The sequence below is a fragment of the Roseobacter sp. HKCCD6576-2 genome, assembly GCF_013179285.1.
GTDB classification, from domain to species: domain Bacteria; phylum Pseudomonadota; class Alphaproteobacteria; order Rhodobacterales; family Rhodobacteraceae; genus Rhodophyticola; species Rhodophyticola oceani.
In genome coordinates, this window is record NZ_WVNW01000001.1 from 867,022 (window position 1) to 886,797 (window position 19,776).

General features: G+C 61.0%; 19 protein-coding genes. 7 read left to right on the plus strand and 12 right to left on the minus strand.

Going from position 1 to position 19,776, the window contains the following annotated elements; all coding sequences use genetic code 11:
* Position 1: 1 nt before the first annotated feature.
* A complete protein-coding gene (locus tag GTF44_RS04310; RefSeq protein ID WP_171557774.1) occupies positions 2-466 on the minus strand; it encodes a (2Fe-2S)-binding protein in 465 nt (154 codons plus the stop codon).
* Positions 467-692: 226 nt separating this feature from the next.
* On the opposite strand from GTF44_RS04310, the gene GTF44_RS04315 reads away from it, so the two are divergent.
* Complete coding sequence (locus GTF44_RS04315) at positions 693-1,478, plus strand: YiiX/YebB-like N1pC/P60 family cysteine hydrolase (RefSeq protein ID WP_171557776.1); 786 nt, start codon at positions 693-695, stop codon at positions 1,476-1,478.
* A gap of 51 nt (positions 1,479-1,529) precedes the next feature.
* Here GTF44_RS04315 and GTF44_RS04320 read toward each other — a convergent pair whose 3' ends face one another.
* The 6 genes from GTF44_RS04320 to GTF44_RS04345 all read right to left on the minus strand — a co-directional run bounded on the left by GTF44_RS04320 (position 1,530) and on the right by GTF44_RS04345 (position 7,947).
* Positions 1,530-2,459 carry an ABC transporter permease gene (locus tag GTF44_RS04320; RefSeq protein WP_171557778.1) on the minus strand — a complete coding sequence of 310 codons (930 nt, stop codon included), beginning with the start codon at positions 2,457-2,459 and terminating at the stop codon, positions 1,530-1,532.
* A complete protein-coding gene (locus GTF44_RS04325; RefSeq protein ID WP_171557779.1) occupies positions 2,452-3,459 on the minus strand; it encodes an ABC transporter permease in 1,008 nt (335 codons plus the stop codon). The genes GTF44_RS04320 and GTF44_RS04325 overlap by 8 nt, the downstream gene beginning before the upstream one ends.
* Before the next feature lie 31 nt (positions 3,460-3,490).
* Positions 3,491-4,111 (minus strand): LysE family translocator, encoded by a 621-nt coding sequence (locus GTF44_RS04330; protein WP_171557781.1) that lies wholly within the window; start codon positions 4,109-4,111, stop codon positions 3,491-3,493.
* A gap of 70 nt (positions 4,112-4,181) precedes the next feature.
* Positions 4,182-5,888, minus strand: a complete 1,707-nt coding sequence (locus GTF44_RS04335; protein ID WP_171557783.1) for a peptide ABC transporter substrate-binding protein — start codon at positions 5,886-5,888, stop codon at positions 4,182-4,184.
* 27 nt (positions 5,889-5,915) lie between these two features.
* Positions 5,916-6,947 (minus strand): ABC transporter ATP-binding protein, encoded by a 1,032-nt coding sequence (locus GTF44_RS04340; RefSeq protein ID WP_171557785.1) that lies wholly within the window; start codon positions 6,945-6,947, stop codon positions 5,916-5,918.
* Positions 6,940-7,947, minus strand: coding sequence for an ABC transporter ATP-binding protein (locus GTF44_RS04345; RefSeq protein WP_171557786.1), 1,008 nt, complete (start codon positions 7,945-7,947; stop codon positions 6,940-6,942). The genes GTF44_RS04340 and GTF44_RS04345 overlap by 8 nt, the downstream gene beginning before the upstream one ends.
* A 224-nt stretch (positions 7,948-8,171) precedes the next feature.
* Between GTF44_RS04345 and argE the strand changes: the two genes are divergently transcribed.
* Genes argE through GTF44_RS04365 form a run of 4 tightly spaced genes read left to right on the plus strand, consistent with a single transcriptional unit; the run spans position 8,172 to position 12,882 of the window.
* Entirely contained in the window at positions 8,172-9,332 is a 1,161-nt protein-coding gene (gene argE, locus GTF44_RS04350) for an acetylornithine deacetylase (protein WP_171557788.1), read from the plus strand.
* A gap of 4 nt (positions 9,333-9,336) precedes the next feature.
* Positions 9,337-10,509: a M20 aminoacylase family protein gene (locus tag GTF44_RS04355; protein ID WP_171557790.1), complete on the plus strand. Its 1,173-nt coding sequence runs from the start codon at positions 9,337-9,339 to the stop codon at positions 10,507-10,509.
* A 16-nt stretch (positions 10,510-10,525) separates the two neighbouring features.
* Positions 10,526-11,692, plus strand: coding sequence for a M20 aminoacylase family protein (locus GTF44_RS04360; protein WP_171557792.1), 1,167 nt, complete (start codon positions 10,526-10,528; stop codon positions 11,690-11,692).
* A gap of 26 nt (positions 11,693-11,718) precedes the next feature.
* Complete coding sequence (locus tag GTF44_RS04365) at positions 11,719-12,882, plus strand: M20 aminoacylase family protein (protein ID WP_145211428.1); 1,164 nt, start codon at positions 11,719-11,721, stop codon at positions 12,880-12,882.
* A gap of 326 nt (positions 12,883-13,208) precedes the next feature.
* Here the strand turns inward: GTF44_RS04365 and GTF44_RS04370 are convergent, their stop codons facing one another.
* Together GTF44_RS04370 and moaA are read right to left on the minus strand one after the other, a co-directional pair.
* Entirely contained in the window at positions 13,209-13,670 is a 462-nt protein-coding gene (locus GTF44_RS04370; RefSeq protein WP_171557794.1) for a hypothetical protein, read from the minus strand.
* Positions 13,663-14,673: a GTP 3',8-cyclase MoaA gene (gene moaA, locus GTF44_RS04375; protein ID WP_145211422.1), complete on the minus strand. Its 1,011-nt coding sequence runs from the start codon at positions 14,671-14,673 to the stop codon at positions 13,663-13,665. The genes GTF44_RS04370 and moaA overlap by 8 nt, the downstream gene beginning before the upstream one ends.
* Before the next feature lie 85 nt (positions 14,674-14,758).
* Between moaA and GTF44_RS04380 the strand changes: the two genes are divergently transcribed.
* Positions 14,759-15,187, plus strand: coding sequence for a hypothetical protein (locus GTF44_RS04380; protein WP_171557796.1), 429 nt, complete (start codon positions 14,759-14,761; stop codon positions 15,185-15,187).
* Here GTF44_RS04380 and GTF44_RS04385 read toward each other — a convergent pair.
* The 3 genes from GTF44_RS04385 to GTF44_RS04395 all read right to left on the minus strand — a co-directional run bounded on the left by GTF44_RS04385 (position 15,184) and on the right by GTF44_RS04395 (position 17,949).
* Positions 15,184-16,467 carry a DUF3422 family protein gene (locus tag GTF44_RS04385; protein WP_171557797.1) on the minus strand — a complete coding sequence of 428 codons (1,284 nt, stop codon included), beginning with the start codon at positions 16,465-16,467 and terminating at the stop codon, positions 15,184-15,186. The genes GTF44_RS04380 and GTF44_RS04385 overlap by 4 nt on opposite strands.
* A 127-nt stretch (positions 16,468-16,594) precedes the next feature.
* Positions 16,595-17,095 (minus strand): GNAT family N-acetyltransferase, encoded by a 501-nt coding sequence (locus GTF44_RS04390; RefSeq protein WP_171557799.1) that lies wholly within the window; start codon positions 17,093-17,095, stop codon positions 16,595-16,597.
* A 92-nt stretch (positions 17,096-17,187) separates the two neighbouring features.
* Entirely contained in the window at positions 17,188-17,949 is a 762-nt protein-coding gene (locus GTF44_RS04395; RefSeq protein ID WP_171557800.1) for an SDR family NAD(P)-dependent oxidoreductase, read from the minus strand.
* A gap of 241 nt (positions 17,950-18,190) precedes the next feature.
* Between GTF44_RS04395 and GTF44_RS04400 the strand changes: the two genes are divergently transcribed.
* Positions 18,191-19,765, plus strand: coding sequence for a Re/Si-specific NAD(P)(+) transhydrogenase subunit alpha (locus tag GTF44_RS04400; RefSeq protein WP_171557802.1), 1,575 nt, complete (start codon positions 18,191-18,193; stop codon positions 19,763-19,765).
* The last annotated feature ends 11 nt before the right edge of the window (positions 19,766-19,776 follow it).

The following is a 19,776-nucleotide window of genomic DNA, read 5'->3' on the forward strand; positions in this document are numbered from 1 at the left end:
GTTACGCTCCTTGAATGGTGGCAGCCGCGGTTTTGATTGCGGCGCGGATACGGTCATAGGTGCCACAGCGGCAGAGATTGCCGGCCATCGCGTCGTCGATGTCCTGATCCGTGGGGTTCGGGGTGCGGCTGAGCAGATCGGCGGCCTGCATGATCTGACCCGATTGGCAGTAGCCGCATTGGGCCACCTGATGTTCGACCCAAGCCGCTTGCAGGGCGTGGAGATTGCCCGGTTGGCCAAGCCCTTCAATCGTGGTGACCTCGTCCCAGACATCCGCGACCGCGATTTGGCATGCGCGCACAGCCTCGCCGCCGATATGCACGGTGCAGGCGCCGCAGGACGCAACGCCGCAGCCGAATTTGGTGCCGGTCATGCCCAACGCGTCGCGGAGCACCCAGAGGAGCGGAACCTCTTCGGGCAGATCGATTTGATGGGTGGTGCCGTTGATTGTCAGCGGGATGGTCATGGCGCGCCTCCTGTCGGGTTTGGAGAGAAGATAGCGCGGCTGGTGTCGGGTTTCCATGACAAAATGCGCAAAGATTGTCATTTTGCCAGAAGCCGCCTGTCGCGCATCGACATTTGAGCAATGTTTCAAACGGCTCTCGGGGGATGACGAGGTGGTGAGCGGCGTGGACAAGCCCGTCGGCTTGCGCCCTTATATGAAGGAGTGAGCCCGGAGGAGGGGTGGCCTTATGACCGAGAAGATCGTGCCTGCCCGTGACAGCCTGCTTGACCGGATTGGTCGGCGCATGGCGCGCAAGCTCAACCGGCAAAGCTCAGGCTATCAACCCTATACACCCTCGGATTTCCCGACCCTCTGCCGGGTTCTGCGGCCGGGCGATGTGATCCTGATTGAGGGCAGCGAGCGGATCTCCAACGCAATCAAATATCTCACGCAATCGACCTGGTCCCATGCCGCGCTTTATGTTGGCGACGTGCTGCCAGTACCGGAGGATGGCAGCGAGCGCCCGCGTCTGGTGGAGGTGAATTTGGGTGAGGGCTGCGTTGCGGTGCCGTTGAGCAAATACCAGACCTTCAACACGCGGATTTGCCGGGCGGCAGGGTTGAATGAGGAAGAGCGCGCGCAGGTTGCGGACTTCATGATCGGCAATCTGGGGCTGCGCTATGACATGCGGAACATCTTCGATCTGGCGCGGTATTTCCTGCCAACGCCGCCGGTGCCGGTCCGCTGGCGGCGGCGGATGTTGGCCTTTGGCTCAGGCGATCCGACGCGGGCGATTTGCTCGTCGCTGATCGCGCAGGCGTTCCAATCAATCCGCTATCCGATTTTGCCGGAGCGGCGGGCGGAGAGCTCGGAATATGCGGCGCGAGAGATTTACCACATCCGACATCATTCGCTCTTTGCACCGCGGGATTTCGACCTGTCACCCTATTTCCGGGTGGTCAAACCGACACTGGAGGATGGGTTTGATTTTCGGCAGATCGAATGGGGCGAGCGCGCCGAGGCGGAACTCTAGCCCCGCAGGTTGCGCCGCCCGGTGATTGGCACCGGGCGGCGCATTAGAGAGTTACCGACCCCGAATACGCGGATCGAGCGCGTCGCGGAGACCGTCGCCGATGTAGTTCACGCTCAGCACAGTCAGCGAGATCGCCATGCCGGGCCAGATCACCCGCTCAGGGTTCTGTTGCAGCCAATCGGTGGCGTCAAAGAGCAGCCGACCCCAGGTGGGGAAATCGCTTGGGAAACCGAGACCCAGGAAAGACAGCGCGCTTTCGGTGATGATGGCGTTTGCGATGCCAAGCGTGGCCGAAACCATGATCGGCGACATCACATTGGGCAGCACATGGCGCAGGATCATCCGGTGTGACGGCGTGCCGATGGATTTGGCCGCCAGCACAAACTCGCGTTCTTTCAGCGCCAACACGTCGCCGCGCACAACCCGCGCGGTTTGCATCCAGGAGGTGATGCCGATCACAAAGACGATCAGGATGAAAATGCCGCCCTCAGGGCCGAAGGCCGCGCGGAGTTGGTCGCGGAACAGCATGATGATGACCAAGAGCAGTGGCAGAAGCGGCATTGCCAGGAACAAATCCGTGGTCCGCATCAAAAGCCCGTCGAGCCGCTTGAAATAGCCCGCCAGCACGCCGATCAATGTGCCGAGCACCAGGCTCAGCAACATTGCTGTGAGACCCACGGCAATCGAGGTTTGCCCGCCCGCCATCATCCGGGCCAGCGTGTCGCGGCCCAATTGGTCGGTGCCCATCGGATGGGCGAGGCTTGGGCCGGAGTTGCGCGCGCGGATGTCGATATAGGTTGGGTCGATGGTCCAGACCAGCGGGCCGATAAAGACGAAGAGCAGGGCAAAGATAAAGAAGCCCAGGCCCAGCATCGCGCCCTTATGGGTTTTGAACTGGTCCCACACATCCCACCACTGGTTGCGTGGCGGGCGGTAGTCTTCGAGGCCGTCATCGGCCGGAATGATGGGGGCATCAGTCATAGCGGATCCTCGGGTCGAGCACGCCATAAAGGACATCGGCGATGAGGTTGAAGAGCACGATCAACACAGCGAAAATAAAGGACACGGTTTGCACGGTCGGCACATCACCCGACTGGATCGCGATGATCAGCAACTGACCGATCCCGTTCACCTTGAAGACCTGCTCGGTGATGATGGCGCCGCCAAAGACGGCGGGCACGTTGAGTGCAATCACGGTGACCACCGGGATCAGCGAGTTGCGCAGCACATGGACCAGAACCACGACCTTCTCGGTCAGGCCCTTGGCGCGGGCGGTGCGGACGTAGTCCTGGTTCAGGTTGTCGAGCATCGAGGCGCGCATGAAGCGGCTGATCTGGCTGGCGTTGAATAGGCCCAAGACCATGACCGGCATAATGATCTGCTTCAGTTGGACGATGAAGCTATCCCAATCGGTCACCACATGGGTTGTGTCATAGACACTGGGGAACCAGCCCAGATTGACCGCGAAGATCACGATGAACAGAACCCCGGTGAAGAAGGTCGGAACCGAGAAGCCGAGCATCGAGATGAATGTCCCGATCTGGTCGAACCAGGAATACTGCCGATAGGCCGAGATGATCCCGATCGGCAGGGCGATCAGAATGCCGACGATATAGCTGATGCCGACGACCCAAAGGGTTTGTGGCATCCGCTGCATGATCAGTTCCATCACGGGCGAGCGGGTCTGGTAGGAGATGATCCGGGGGCCTTCCGGTCCGATCTGCCAGCCGGTCCAGCTTTCGATCAGGTGCAGCGGCTCGTTCCAAACCATGAGTTGCAGCCATCGGAGATACTGCACGAAGACGGGTTGGTTCACGCCAAGGCTTTCACGAATCTGTTCCCGCACCTCTGGCGGGATCGTCAGCGGTAGGCCCGCCGTCGGATCCGAGGGCGACAGCTTCACGATCAGGAAGATGATGAAGCTGATGAACAGCAGGGTCGGGATCGCCAGCAGCAATCGCCGGATTGTATAGGTCAGCATATGGTGCGGTCCCTTTGCAAAACGAGGCGGGTCATCGTGCCTGGGCGTCGCGCAGGGCCAGAAGACCTGCGGCGCCAATCATGGCACTGCCCGAAAGGCGGTTGAGGAGGCGGCCGCGGGAGGCGAGCCGGGCAAAGAGCCGGGCCGCCGTCGCGCCGTAGATGAAGAGGATCACGCCATCAATCACGAGATAGGTCGCGCCCAAGATCAGAAGCTGGGGCCAGATCGCGGTCTCCGGCGTGATGAATTGCGGGAAAAGGGCGGCGAAGAAGAACACCGCTTTGGGGTTCGACGCGGAGGTAAAGAAGCCCTGGAAATAGAGCTGCCGGGCGGAGGCCAGCGGAGCCGCCTCGCCAGGGAGCGTGGGGGCTGCGCGGAAGGTGCGAATGCCCATCCAGACCAGATAGGCGACACCGGCCCATTTGATTACATCAAGCGCCCAATCGGTGGTGGCGATCAAAGCGGCCAAGCCGAAACCGGCGGCCAGCATTTGTAAGGAATTCGCGGAAAGGTCACCGGCGACGGTCCAGCCGCTGCGACGCGGGCCATGACGCATGGAGTGGGAGATCATCAGAAGCTGGCTCGGACCGGGAGGCGAGGCGAAAAACACGCCCACGGTCGCCAGATAGGCCAGATAAATCTCGATGCTCATATATGGGGCCCGATCTTTTGTTGCGCCGCCCCGAGCGGGCGGGACGGCGCAAGGTCAGAGGATCATGGGATTATTCGGCGCGACGCCAATCCATGATGTTCCACAGCTCGCTGTCCCAGTCGGACATGCGGATGCCTTCGAGCGAGTTGGCATGAGCCGACACGCCACCGCGGTGAACGAGCGGAATGATCGAGTAGCTCTGCATGATCATATCGTTCATCTCACGCGCGATGCGGCCACGTTCCTGAAGATCGGCTGTCATGGCCATCTCATCGACGAGCGCATCATAGGCCGGATCACAGAAGCGCTGGATGTTGGAACCCTGCCACTGGGTGTCGGGGCCCGGGATCTCGTTGCAGCGCCAGTTGGCCATATAAGCCTGCGGATCCACACCAGCGAAGTTGTTGGTGTACATCTCGATATCGGCGTAGAACTTCTGGAACGTATCCGGAGAGGCCGGATCCCCACCGAAGAAGACCGAGGCGTCGATGTTGCGCAGCTCGGCGTCGATACCGATCTCGCTCCACCACTGCTTCACCAAGGCTTGGGTGTCCTGACGGACGGCATTGGTCGAGGTCTGATAGAGGACCTGGAGCGGTACACCATCGGCTTCGCGGATACCGTCGCCATTGGTGTCGACAATGCCGGCTTCATCCAAGAGCGCATTGGCCCCCGCGATGTCCTGGACCAAGCAGCTGTCATTGGCGGTCGAGGCATAGAGCTCGGGCGCTGGCAGCACGTTACAGGTCGGCTGACCGCCGGCCCCATATCCCACTTCCACGAGAAGCGCGCGGTCGATCGCCATCGACATTGCTTGGCCAATCACCGGGTTTGTCAGGAACGGATGCGGGCCGGCATCGGCTGTCGAGCGCACATCGCCAAGAGCTGGATCAGGATTGAACTGGTTCAAGTGCAGACGCTCAACCGAGGTGCCGAACGCGGTCACGACCGTACCGTTCCCCTGCGCTTCCATCTGCGCCAGGATGGTTGGGTCGATTTGGAGGTTCCATGCATAGTCGAACTCGCCAGTTTCCAGAACCGACCGCGCCGCCGCCGCCGCATCACCGCCGCCCTTGAAGGTCACGGTTTCGAAATACGGACGATCGGGGAAGCGGAAGTTTTCGTTGGCCACGAACTCAATGACGTCATTGGGCCGGAAATCGGTCACAACGAACGGGCCGGTGCCAATCGGTCCAAAGTTGGCGTCGGTGCATTCCGGTGCCCGCGCGCCAAGGCACTCCGCGAATTGCGCAGCTTGGATGATCGGGCTCTCAGCGCCGACAAAGGCGGTGTAAGGGAATGGTGTCGGGGCCGCGAAGTTTACGCGCACTTGGTTATCGCCCAAGTCCTCAACGCTGGTGACGCCATCGAAATAGCTGGCCTGTGCACAGCCGCCTTCGGGATGGGTGCAGTATTCCCAGGTGAATATGAGGTCGGCAGGCGTCAGCGCCGTGCCATCAGACCACATAACGCCTTCGGCCAAGGTCCACGTGATCGAGGTCAGATCCTCGGCCACACCACCATTCTCAATGGTTGGAATTTCGGTTGCGAGCCAAGGCACCATGGTCCCGGCGTTGTCAAAACGCGCCAGGCTTTCGAGGACCAGAGACGCCGATTCCACCTCTTTCGTACCACCCGAGAGATATGGATTGAGCGTCGAGGGCGCTTGCCAATAGATGATGTTGAGATGGCCCGATGAGCCGCGTTCGGCCATCGCTGCCACGGGGGACAGCATAAAGGCTGCCGCCGCCCCTAGTAGAAGTGTCTTAGAGTTCATGTCTCTCTCCTTGTTGGGTTGCTCATTTCAGGCCTCAGCCGCCGCCGTTGGTTCAGCGGTCGTCTTGGTGTCGTCATAGAGGTGGCAGGCGACGTAGCGGCCGGGTTTCACCTCTTTGAATTCGGGGTCAATCTGGCGACAGATATCCATCACTGCGGGGCAGCGCGTGCAGAAGTTGCAGCCTTGCGGTGGGTTTGACGGACTTGGGACATCGCCTTCCAGGATCGTGCGATTGGCATTGTCATGCGCAACCGGATCGGGCTCTGGCACGGCCGACAGAAGCGCCTTGGTATAGGGGTGGAGCGGGTCGGCATAGAGCCCTTCACGCGGGGCAAGCTCGACCACTTTGCCCAGATACATCACCGCGACCCGGTCCGCGATATGGCGCACCATCGAGAGGTCATGGGAGATGAACAGATAGGTCAGGCCGAGCTTCTGCTGCAAATCTTCTAGAAGATTGACGACTTGTGCCTGGATCGACACATCCAGCGCGGCAATCGGTTCGTCACAGACGATGAATTTCGGGTTCAGCGCCAGGGCGCGGGCGATGCCGATACGCTGTCGCTGACCGCCGGAAAACTCATGCGGGTAGCGATTGGCGAAATCGCGGTTCAGGCCGACCGCATCCATCAACTCATAGATGCGCTCAAGTTGCTCGTCTTTCGACTTGCCGGAATGCTCTGAAAGAGGCTCGCCGATAATCGCGGCCACCGTCATCCGCGGGTTGAGGCTCGCTTGCGGATCCTGGAACACCATTTGCATGGTCGGGCGCATCTTGCGGAGCTTGTCGAAACCGACATGAGCAATCTCTTCGCCATCAATGCGAATCGACCCTTCTGTCGGTTCATAGAGCCGCAGGATAGCGCGCCCGCAGGTGGATTTGCCGCAGCCGCTTTCGCCAACCAGGCCGAGGGTTTCCCCCTCGAAAATATCGAAACTGACCCCATCCACGGCCTTCACATTGCCGGTATGGCGGCGCAGCAACCCGCTATAAATCGGGAAGTACATTTTCAGCCCGTCGACCTCGACAAGCTTCTTGTTCGCGCTGGCGTCAAACATCGCGGGGCGCCCCTTTATCTACGTCCCAGAAACAGGCTGCGTCATGTGACGGGCCAACCGGAACGCGCAGCGGGTTTTCCCTTGCGCAGCGGTCGAATGCGAGGGGACAGCGGGCGCGGAACGGGCAGCTATCGGGCGCATGGCCCAAAATCGGCGGCTGACCTTCGATGACCTGCAAGCGTTCGGAGCGCTCACCGGTGACGGAGGGCACCGTTTCCAACAGCATTCTTGTATAAGGATGCTTGGGGTTGGCGAATAACTCGCGCACTGGGCCTTGCTCGACCACCTGGCCGCCATACATCACCATAACCCGGTCTGCGATGCCGGCGATCACGCCCAAATCATGGGTGATCCAGACGATGGCCATGCCGAGCTTCTGGCGCAGTTCTTTCACCAGTTCGAGAATTTGCGCTTGGATCGTCACATCAAGCGCGGTGGTCGGCTCGTCGGCGATCAACACTTTCGGGTCGCAGGCCAGTGCGATGGCAATCATCACCCGCTGGCGCATGCCTCCGGAAAACTGGTGCGGATAGTCGCCCAAGCGGCGGGCCGCATCGGGAATACCGACCAGTTCCAGAAGCTCGACCGCGCGCTTGCGGGCCTGGGATTTGTTCAGCCCCATATGCTTTCTGAGCGGTTCGGTGATCTGATAGCCGACATTGAACACCGGGTTCAGCGAGGTCATCGGATCCTGGAACACAAAGCCGATGCGGGCGCCACGCACGGCGCGCAACTCGTCTTCGTTGCAGGTCAGCAAATCCTGCCCTTCGAACAGGACTTGGCCATTGCGCACTTCGGCCGGGGGCATCGGCAAAAGGCCGATCAGCGACATCATCGTCACCGATTTTCCAGAGCCGCTTTCGCCAACCACACCGAGAAGTTCCCCTGGTTCCAGGTGGAAGCTCACGTCATTCACGGCATGGACTTCGCCGCGCCGGGTGCGGAAAACAGTTTTGAGGTCCTTGACATCAAGGACAGAGGGCAGACCCCCATCGGGCATCGTGTGACGCTCCTCGCCAGTTGGTATTGTCCCGGCCTCTGATGGGCGGGTGCAAGCAATGAGAGTGACGGTAACAGGAAAATCGCAGCCCGCAAGCGGCAATCGGGGGCCTCTTGCGTGACGTTCAGGCAGATGCACAAGACTTAGGCACTTGCCATGCGCTGGGCTTGACGACGCGGCGGGTTCGGCACAGGGTCAGCCGTATTCACCTATAGGAGTCGAGGATGCGAACCGCCCTTTCCGCGCGGGAACTGCTTGAAAAGCTTGTTTCTTTTCCAACCGTCAGTCGGGATTCGAACTTGGAACTGGTCGATTGGGTGGAAGGGTATCTCACCGATCTCGGCGTCACCTGTCATCGCGATTACAACGAAGATGGGTCCAAGGCTTCGCTTTACGCGCATTTGGGGCCGGAAGACGCGGGCGGCGTCATTCTGTCGGGCCATACCGACGTTGTGCCGGTCGATGGACAGGCCTGGGACACCGACCCGTTTCAGGTGACGGAACGCGACGGCAAGCTCTATGGGCGCGGCACCTGCGACATGAAGGGTTTCGATGCGCTGGCACTCAGCCTGGTCGCGCCGGCATTGGAGCGCGGGTTGAAACACCCGCTGCAAATCTGCCTGACCCGCGATGAAGAAATCGGGTGCATCGGTGCGCCGCCGATGATCGCCGCGATGCAGCCGCATATGCCGAAGGCGGCCCTTGCGATCATTGGCGAACCAACCGAAATGCGGACGGTGACCGGCCATAAGGGCGGCACCGGATTCGATATGCATGTCCGCGGGTTCGAGGTGCATAGCTCGCTGCAAGATCGCGGCGTCTCGGCGATTATGGAAGGGGCCAAGCTGATCAATTGGGCCAACCGGATGAATGCCGAAAACCGGGCCAACGCCGATCCGGGCAACCCGTTTGATCCACCCTACACAACGATCCATGTCGGTAAGATCGAAGGTGGCACAGCGCATAACATCACGGCGAAGGATTGCCGGTTTATCCTGTCATTTCGTTGCGTCCCCAACGAGTCGCCGCAGGACTGGGCCGACCGCTATCTGACCGAGGTTCGCAAACTGGAGGCGGAGATGCAGGCGGTTGAGCCGTCTTGCTTCATTCAGGCCGACCCGCTTTGGGATGTGCCGGGCCTGAGCCCCGAGACTGACGGCGCCGCCGAAGCCATGGTGCGCCGCCTGACCGGTGACAATGCCACCCATGTGGTGAGCTTCGGCACCGAAGCCGGGCAGTTTCAGGCGGGCGGCTATTCCGCCGTGGTCTGCGGCCCGGGCAATATCGAACAGGCGCATCAGCCAAATGAGTTCATAACCATTGACCAGTTTCAGCAAGGCGAGCGTTTCATGGCGCGCCTGTTGGACATTCTGACAGAGGAGTAACCCGATGCCCGTGAAGAATCGCCTTGCCGAGCTGCATGACGAGATCACGGGGTGGCGTCGCGAGATTCACGCCAACCCTGAACTACAATACGACTTGCCGAAGACGACCGCGCTGGTCGAGGCGCAGCTTAAGGCCTTTGGCGTCGACGAGGTGGTCACGGGGATCGGCAAATCGGGCATTGTCGGGGTGATCCGGGGCAAGACGAACACGGGCGATCGCTGCGTTGGCCTGCGTGCCGATATGGATGCGCTGCCGATGACGGAGGAAACCGGGCTGGCCTATGCCTCTCAAACCGATGGGAAAATGCATGCCTGCGGTCATGATGGGCATACCGCGATGCTGCTTGGCACAGCGAAATATCTGGCTGAGACCCGCAATTTCGACGGCACGGTCTGTGTGATCTTTCAGCCCGCCGAAGAAGGCGGCGCGGGCGGCAAGGCGATGGTCGATGACGGGATGATGGACCGGTTCGGCATCGAAGAAGTCTATGGCATGCATAATGAGCCGGGCCTGCCCGTGGGCGAGTTTGGCGTGGCGCCGGGCCCGATCATGGCGGCGGCGGATGATTTCGAGATCACCATCACCGGCAAGGGCGGCCATGCGGCGCAACCGCATAACTGCATCGACCCGACGCCTGCGACCTGTGCTGCGGTGATGGCGCTGCAAACCGTGTCGAGCCGCAATGTCGACCCGTTGAAACAGGTGGTGGTGTCGGTTTGCACGATGAAGACCAGCTCGGAAGCCTCGAATGTGATCCCCAATTCCGTCCTATTGCGCGGCACGGTACGGACGCTGGATGAAGGCATTCGCGATATGGCCGAGGTCCGCGTGATCGAGATCGTGCAATCCACCGCCGCCGCCTATGGCTGCACGGCACATATCGAGTATCACCGGGGATACCCCGTGACTGTCAACCATGAGAAAAACGCCGAGATTGCGGCCGAGATTGCCGAGGCGGTTGCCGGGCAGGGACGCGTGCATTACGGGCGCCCGCCACGGATGGGTGCGGAGGATTTCAGCTATATGCTTCTCTCCCGACCTGGTGCCTTTGTGAATATCGGCAATGGTGACACCGCCAAGGTCCATCACCCGAAATACAACTTCAACGATGAGGCGATCCCGTATGGCTGCAGCTTCTTTGCTGAGCTTGTGGAACGCCGGATGCCTGCGGCCTGATCAAGGAGCCTGACCGATGCCAATCAAGAATCGTTTTGCCGAGTTGTTGCCCGAGATCACCGAATGGCGGCGCGATATGCATGAGAATCCTGAGCTGATGTATGAACTGCCGCGCACGGCGGCCTTGGTCGCGGAGCGCTTGCGCGCCTTTGGCTGTGACGAAGTGGTCGAAGGGATTGGCCAGACCGGCGTTGTGGCGGTGATCAAGGGCAAGACGGATAGCGCGGGCAAGGCCATTGGGCTCCGCGCCGACATGGATGCGCTGCCGATCCATGAGATCACTGGGCTCGATTATGCTTCGAAAACGCCGGGAGTGATGCATGCGTGCGGCCATGATGGGCACACGGCGATGCTGTTGGGTGCGGCGAAGTATATGGCCGAGACGCGGAATTTCGATGGGACCGTGGTGTTGATCTTCCAACCCGCCGAAGAGGGCGGGGCAGGGGCCAAGGCGATGATCGATGACGGGTTGATGACGCGATGGAAGATTGATGAGGTCTATGGCGTGCATAATGCGCCGGGGGTGCCCGTGGGGGAGATCGTCACCTGCCCCGGCCCGCTTCAGGCGTCTTCCGATGAGTTTGAGATCATTGTGACCGGTCAGGGCGGTCATGCGGCGGAGCCTCATAAGGCCGTCGATACGACCTTGGTTGCGGCGCAAATCGTCGTGACGCTGCATACGATTGTGTCGCGCAATGTCGACCCGTTGGGCCGCGTCGTGCTGACGGTTGGGACGTTTAAAACGGATTCGAACCAGTCCAACATCATCCCCGATACAGCGCGGATGGAGGGTACGGTGCGGTGTCTTGAGCCGGCAGCCCGCGCGCTGGCCGAAGAGCGGGTGCGGCGGGTGGCCGAAGACACGGCCTCCGCCTTTGGCGCCAAGGCCGAGGTGATCTGGACCCCGGGCTATCCGGTGACGGTGAATGATGCCACTTCTGTGGACTATGCTGCCGAGGCCGCCGCAGCCGCTGGCCTGAAAGTGGATGCGGAGGCCGCACCGATCATGCCGTCGGAGGATTTCTCCTATATGTTGGAGGAACGCCCCGGGGCCTATCTGTTCTTGGGCAATGGCGACAGCGCCCAATGCCACCACCCCGCCTATAACTTCAACGATGAAGCCATCCCGTTCGGGTGCAGCTTCTTTGCCGAATTGGTCGAACGCCGCATGCCGGCGGCGTAACACTTAGAACCAGGAGAAAGAGACCCATGCCCGTCAAAAACCGTTTTGCCGAATTGCTGCCCGAGATCACTGAATGGCGGCGTGACCTACATGAGAACCCCGAGATCCTGTTTGAGACGCACCGCACCTCGGGCATCGTCGCCGAGAAGCTGAAGGAGTTCGGCTGTGACGAGGTGGTGACGGGTCTGGGGCGCACGGGGGTTGTGGGCATCATCAAGGGCAAAACCGACAGCTCCGGCAAAACCATTGGTCTCCGCGCGGATATGGATGCGCTGCCGATCCATGAGGAGACCGGCGTGGACTATGCCTCGAAGACGCCGGGTGCGATGCATGCGTGCGGCCATGATGGGCACACCGCAATGTTGCTTGGGGCCGCGAAATACCTGGCCGAGACCCGCAATTTCGACGGCACGGTTGCGGTGATCTTTCAGCCTGCCGAAGAGGGCGGCGGTGGCGGCAAAGAGATGGTCGATGACGGGATCATGGACACGTTTAAGATCGATGAGGTTTACGGGATGCACAATTGGCCCGGCAAACCGGTCGGGTCCTTCTCGATCCGCCCCGGTGCGTTTTTCGCCGCAGCGGATCAGTTCGACATCTATCTGACCGGCCAAGGTGGCCACGCGGCGAAACCGCAAGAAACCGTCGACACGACCGTGATGGGCGCGCATGTGGTTCTTGCGTTGCAGTCAATCGCCAGCCGGAATGCCGACCCGGTGAAGCAACTGGTTGTCTCCGTGACGTCTTTCGAGACCGGCTCAAACGCCCATAATGTGATCCCCGAAACCGTGCACCTGCGCGGCACTGTGCGGACCATGGATCCGGGTATTCAGGATCTGGCCGAAGCGCGGTTGAAAGAAATTGCCGAAGGCACGGCGGCGATGATGGGGGGCAAAGCCGAGGTTGACTATCGGCGCGGCTATCCGGTGATGGTGAACTCCGAAGAGCAGACCGAGTTCGCCGCCGAGGTGGCCAAGTCCGTTTCCGGTGACTGCGAGGACGCACCGCTGGTCATGGGCGGTGAGGACTTTGCATTCATGCTGAACGCTCGGCCCGGGGCCTATATCCTCGTCGGCAATGGTGACACGGCGGCGGTGCATCACCCGAAATACAACTTCAACGACGAAACGATCCCGGCAGGATGTTCCTGGTGGGCCGAGATCGTCGAGAAGCGGATGCCGGCGGCTTAAGCGAGACGCCCGGCGTCAACATTCGGGTGATGTGAGAAACCAGCGCGCGCCAAACTTGGCCGCGCGCTGGAATATCTGACCAGCAATATCGGTGGTTTCTTATATAAGTGAGCCTGCCCCGCCAATTCGGAAGCCACTCCGACCGCGCGCCAAAGTCACGTCGCCATGACGACCACTTTGTCAGCCCGACGTCCACATCTGTCTCGTTATACCTGTTATCCGACCAGTGTTAGGCTGTCTTCGGGCTGATCTTTGCGGTGGAGATCAGCGTATTTTCGCGGTGAGCAGCGGAGTAGAATTCAACCACTGACCCGTCTTCGCGTGGATCACGCCGGTCGCCCGCGCGTCAGGTAGAGACTGGCGAGGCCCACGAGCGCCAGGGTTGTGGTGAGGGCCGGGTCAAATGCCAGTTCGACAAATGGTTCCCATAAGCGCCACGTCGTCCCGAAAATAGCCTTGTAGCCTGATGCGATGGTCGCCATCGACCAGCCATATTGGATCAGCCAAAGGACCGCCGCCCCAATGATGCGCGCGGGGTCAGAGCGCACCACCATTCCAAACAGCCCAAAGATCAACGCAGCCGACAGAGCCTTAGCGATATGGGTGACGATGATCAGATCGGGTGTGACACAGGTCCAGTCGATGCACCTGGTGCCCCAGCCTGCAATCGCATCGTGGCCCCAGGGGCCGAAACTGATGATTTCATGGGCTAAGACAGCCGCGGTCAGACTTAGAGAACCCCAGATAGCGAGACCAGTGGCGGATCTTAGACGTGTTGGCTCATCCACCCGTATGGCTCATATGGCGTGAGACCTGACCATCCACCTTCTGGCGGGAATAGTCGAAATCATGGCCTTTGGGCTTGCGCTCGATTGCGGCGCGGATCGCTTCTTCTAGCAAAACGTCGTCGCGGGAGTCCCTAAGCGGCGCGCGGAGGTCGGCCATGTCTTCCTGGCCGAGACACATATACAGCTCGCCCGTGCAGGTCAGGCGCACCCGGTTACAGCTTTCGCAGAAATTATGGGTGAGCGGGGTGATGAAACCGATCTTCTGGCCGGTCTCTTCGAGTTTCACATAGCGCGCCGGGCCGCCCGTGCGTTCGGCCAAGTCGATCAGGTTGAAGCGTTCGGCCAGGCGGGCGCGCAGGTCTTTCAGAGACCAGTATTGTGTGATCCGGTCCTCATTGCCCAGATCGCCCATTGGCATGACTTCGATGAAGGTCAGGTCCATATCCCGTGAGGCGCACCACTCTTGCAGGGTGAAGAGTTCGTCCTCGTTGAAGTCCTTCAGCGCCACCGCGTTGATTTTCACCCGCAGCCCGGCTTTTTGCGCCGCGTCGATCCCTTCCAGAACCTGCTTCAGGCGCCCCCACCGGGTGATCTCGGCGAATTTCGTCTCATCCAGCGTATCGAGCGAGACGTTGATCCGACGTATGCCCGCAGCATAGAGTTGATCGGCGAAGCGCGAAAGTTGGCTGCCATTGGTGGTCAGCGTCAGTTCTTTGAGCGCACCCGAGTCGAGATGCCGCGTCATGGACTGGAAAAAAGTCATGATATCGCGGCGCACCAGTGGCTCACCTCCGGTGATACGCAGTTTCTGGACGCCCATGCGGATGAAGGTCGAACACATCCGATCCAGTTCTTCTAGCGTCAGAAGCTCCTTCTTCGGCAAGAAGGTCATATTCTCCGACATGCAATAGACGCAGCGGAAATCGCAACGATCGGTGACGGAGACGCGCAGATAGTTGATCGCGCGGGCAAAGGGGTCGATGAGAGGGGCAGTGTTTTCCATGCCCCGAAGGTAGGACTGGCGGAGAGCCGCCGCAAGCCGTGATTGCGGCGTTGATGCCGGTGACCAATCTCCTTAGGTTTATCCTATGATGAGAATGGTTTTCTGCGCCTTGATGATGTTGGGCTTGGCCGCCTGCGCTGATGGTATTGGCCTGCTCCAAGGCGATGCGTCGTCGGCCTCGGAACCGGGGACAGATACGCCGCGCCCGATGGAACGGCCAACGACCGAAGGGACCGCCGGTTTGGACGATCCCATGCCCTTGCCCGCCGGTGGCGGCGGCGAGACCGTTGCCACATTGGGCGACCCGACCGAGCCAGGGCTTTGGCTGCGCACGCCGTTGGTGCGGGTCGAGCAAGAGGGCCGGGTGATGACCGAGGGCGGCGCGTCCGTCACCCTCACCTTGATCCCGATTGAGGCAGAGCCGGGCGCAGGCAGCCGGATATCGCTGGCCGCGATGCAGGCCTTGGGCGTGTCGCTGACCGATCTGGTGCCGCTGACGGTGATCCCGGGTTAATCGACTTTGCGGCGGATCGCCCGAACGATGAGCCAAACGGCGGCAATAACCGGCAGGGCGAGCAGGGATGCCAGGATTGTCTTGGAGATACCCGCTTGTTCGGCAAGCGGTGTGGTTAGATAGACCATCAGGTTCACGGCGTAATAGCTGATCGCAACGACCGAGAGGCCTTCGACAGTTTTTTGCAGGCGCAGTTGCAACGCGGCGCGCTTGTCCATGCTCTCCAAGAGGGCTTGGTTCTGCGCCGAACGGTCGACATCGACCCTGGTCCGTAACAGATCACCGGCGCGGTAAGCCCGCTCGGTCATCTGCTGCAACCGGCTTTCGGTGGCTTGCACCGTGCGCATCGTGGGGTCGAACCGGCGCATCATGAATTCGGCAAAGGTCTGACGGCCCTGAAACCGGGTCTCGCGCAGAACCTCGATCCGCTGATGCACCAGAGCCTCATAGGCGCGGGTGGCGCCGAACCGAAAACTGGCCCGCGCCATTTGGTTTTCCAGATCGGCGGCGATGGTCAGCAGTTTGCCAAGTGTCGCGTCAGGCTCTGCAAGGTCCCCCGCCATGTCATCCAGAAGGGCGGCCAGATCGCGATCCACGGCACCCATGCGGGTGCTGATGGCGCGCGCGCGGGGCAGGCCGAGCATCGACATGGCCTTATAGGTCTCAATCTCGCAAATCCGTTGCACGACGCGGCCAATCCGGCGCGGGCCGGTTTTGGGGTTCACGAACAGGGCGAAGTTCATGTGGCCCTGAGGGGTGATGCGAAAGTCGCCCGCGATCACTGCGGCCGCGTCCAGCACCTGGCTGACCGCGAGGCTTTCGGGCAGGAACCAGCGGTCAATCTGCTTGGCAATCTCGGCCTCGGATTTCGGCGCATTGGCGATGTGGATATGGGCGGAGGTGATCCGGGCTCCGGGCGCGGCGGCGAGCCAGTCTTCAGGGAAGACCTCCCAAATCTCGGGGTCGAACGCGCGCTCGGCTTGGCCGTCGAGAAAGGCCGAGTAGGTCACGAACTCCGTATGTTGCTCCCATTTCAGATGGCATTTGCCGATTTGGCCGGTGTAATGCGTGGCGTCTTCGGGCGGGTGCGGCGCGCCGTGACGGTCGAGCAGCGCGATCAGATGGGCCCGGTCCAGAGCCCGATCGCGTTTCGCGGCATCGACGGGGTGTTTGATCGCGAGAAACGCCGCCTGGCCGGGGCTGCTGAGGACGGGGAACGGGCGGGCGTGAAGTTCATTGGCGAGCGCGTAGCGCAAGGGGTGGTCGTCAATCGGGGGCATGGGCGAGGTCTGTTCGAGGCTGCGTTTCAGCGTGACTAACAGAGTTTTGCGCCCTGTAAACAAAAATATTCAATGAAATGAGGTGGTTATCTGCACACCGTCGTATGCCGTTGTCTCGGGAAAGCTGCTAGAGCCTGAATTCCATTTCGAAATTCTCTAATGTGACATTGCCGATTGTGACAATGTTGGGCCGAATGACGCACCAGCCGTGGCGGGCGAAAAACGAACGCGCGGGGAAGCTGGCGAAGGTGAAAAGCCGGGAAAGCCCGTTTGCTTTGGCGTGGCTGAGCAGCCCGGCCAGAAGCGCATCGGCGGTGCCGGTGCCGCGCGCCTCCGGCGCAACAAAGGCCATGTCGAGATAGCCGTCAGCGCGGAGGGTCATGAACCCGGTAAGCTGGGTGTCGTTCCAGGCGGTTAACACTTTTTGGTCGGCGAAGCGGGTGAGAAATCGGTCCGCTGGGATCGGCGCGCCGGCCCAGGCATCACGTTGGGATTGGCCATAGTGGGCGGCCGCGCCGATTTGCACGGCGTTATAGAAGAGCGTGCCGCAGGCGGCGGCCATATCGGGGGTGAAGGGGCGGATATCGGGCATCGGCTCACTTTCGGGCGGGGCAGCGGGCCGCGTCACGCCCCCTGACGGGAGCCCTCCTTAGCCCGCATTGCCATGGACGGGACGCGAGGGCGGCACACGGATCGCCGCGCGTTTGGTGCGGCGAGAGTTTAGGAGACTTGGCCGCCCGCGATTTGGATGGTTTGGCCATTGACGCTGCGCGCGCTGTCAGAGCAGAGCCAGAGCGCGGCGCCGGTGATCTCATCGGTGTCTAGCAGGGTTTTATGACGGTTGCCGCCGGCAAGATAGCCCCGCGCTTCGGCCTCGCTGATCCCTTGATGAGCGGCGATTTGCGCGGCGTTGCGGGAGACGATCTCGGTATCGACGTAGCCGGGGCAAAGGGCGTTGAAGGTGATGTTGGAGCGCATGTATTCTTCCGATAGGCCGCGGATCAGGCCAATCGCACCATGTTTAGACGCGGTATAAGCGATGGCGTTTTTCAGGCCACGGACACCAGCGATGGAACTGACCACGATCATCCGGCCCCAATCCTCTTTGCCAAGTGTCGCCAGGGCCGCTTGAAACGTGAAAAACGCGCCGTCGAGATTGGTCGCCATGATGCTGCGCCAGTGTTCGGGCGTTTCCTTGGCGAAGGGGGCGGGTTCGGCGATGCCAGCATTGGCGACGCAGATGGCGACGGGGCCGTGCGCGGCGGCGGCGGCGTTTATACCTGTCTGGACGGAGGTTGGATCACTCACATCCATCGCCAGCGCGTGCAAGCGGGGGTGAGCGCTTGCGATCTCCTCAAGCCGGGCCAGGTTGCGCCCGGTGATGGTGACCTCGGCCCCGGCCTTGGCGAGTCCGGTCGCGATGCCAAGCCCGATGCCGGTGCCGCCGCCGGTGACCAGCGCGTGACGTCCTTGATGCTCCATAAATCAGTCCTCCCTGCGGCGCATCCTACGCGTCACGCCACAAGCGGCAATATGCGCGGATGCGGGGGGTGGACATTCCCTTACGTGAGGGCGTCTATTCAGCCGAACCGGGCGGGCGGGTTTGATCAAATCCGCTTGCCGCGTGGGAAAGATTATGTCGCCAAGTCGTGCTGTTGCGCAACATCTGCCATGTTGCTACATCGGGGCTTAGCAAGGACGGAACCAAAAAGGGGGGATGCCAGTGAAAATCGGGGCACCGAAAGAGGTTGAGGCCGGGGAATCTCGGGTGGCGATGACGCCGGAGAGTGCGGCGCAGCTTCAAAAACTGGGATATGAATGCGCGATTGAGGCAGGCGCCGGAGCGTCCGCAGGCTTCTCGGACGCGGCTTATGAAGCGGCAGGGGTGGAGATCATCAAGACCCCGGCGGGGCTTTACAAGGCTGTCGATGTCGTCGCCAAGGTGCGTCCGCCCACCGACACCGAAGTCAAGCGGCTGAAACATGGGCAGCTTTTGATCTCGTTCTTCTATCCAGGGCAGAATGAAGCCCTGATGGAGTTGGCTAAATCCAAAGGCGCGAATGTGATCGCAATGGATATGGTGCCGCGGATCAGCCGGGCGCAGAAGATGGATGCGCTAAGCTCGATGGCGAATATCGCCGGGTATCGCGCGGTGATCGAAGCGGGCAACAATTTCGGCCGGTTCTTCACAGGTCAGGTGACGGCGGCCGGCAAAGTGCCGCCCGCAAAGCTTCTGGTGGTCGGCGCAGGCGTCGCCGGACTGGCGGCAATCGGGACGGCGACCTCTTTGGGCGCCATCACCTATGCGTTTGACGTCCGCCCTGAGGTGGCCGAGCAGATTGAATCGATGGGAGCGGAGTTCGTCTTCTTGGAGTTCGAAGAAACCGGCCAGGATAGCGCGGCGACCGGCGGCTATGCGGCCCCCTCCAGCCCGGAATTCCGTGAGAAACAGCTCGAGAAGTTCCGCGAGTTGGCACCAGAGATTGACATCGTGATCACCACTGCGTTGATCCCGGGCCGCGACGCGCCGGTGCTCTGGACCAAGGATATGGTCGAGGCGATGAAGCCGGGATCGGTCATCGTCGACCTGGCGGCCGAGCGCGGTGGAAACTGCGAACTCACGGTTATGGATGAGAAAATCGTCAGCGATAATGGCGTGACCATCGTCGGCTACACCGATTTCCCAAGCCGGATGGCGGCGCAGAGCTCGACGCTTTACGCCAACAATATCCGGCACATGATGACCGATCTGACGCCCGAGAAGGACGGCCAGGTCAATCATGACATGGAAGATGACGTGATCCGCGGTGCGACGGCGGTGTTTGATAGCGAGATCACCTTCCCGCCGCCGCCACCCAAGGTTGCGGCCATAGCAGCAGCGCCGAAGAAAGAGGCGGCCCGCGAGTTGACGGCGGAGGAAAAGCGCGCCGAAGAAATCGCGGCCTTCAAGGAGCAGACCAAGCGCCAGGTGGCGCTGATCGCCGCCGGCGGGGCTGCTGTGCTGGCCGTGGGTCTCGTGGCACCCGCGAGCTTCATGCAGCATTTCATCGTCTTCATCCTGTCGATCTTCATCGGGTTCCAGGTGATCTGGAACGTCGCGCACAGTTTGCATACGCCGCTGATGGCGGTGACCAACGCGATCTCTTCGATCATCATCCTCGGTGCGCTTATTCAGATTGGGTCCAGTTCCTTCCTGATCACGCTTTTGGCGGCCTTGGGCATCTTTATGGCGTCGGTGAATATCTTCGGCGGTTTCCTCGTGACACGGCGCATGCTCGCCATGTTCCAGAAATCTTGAGCGGGCAGGGG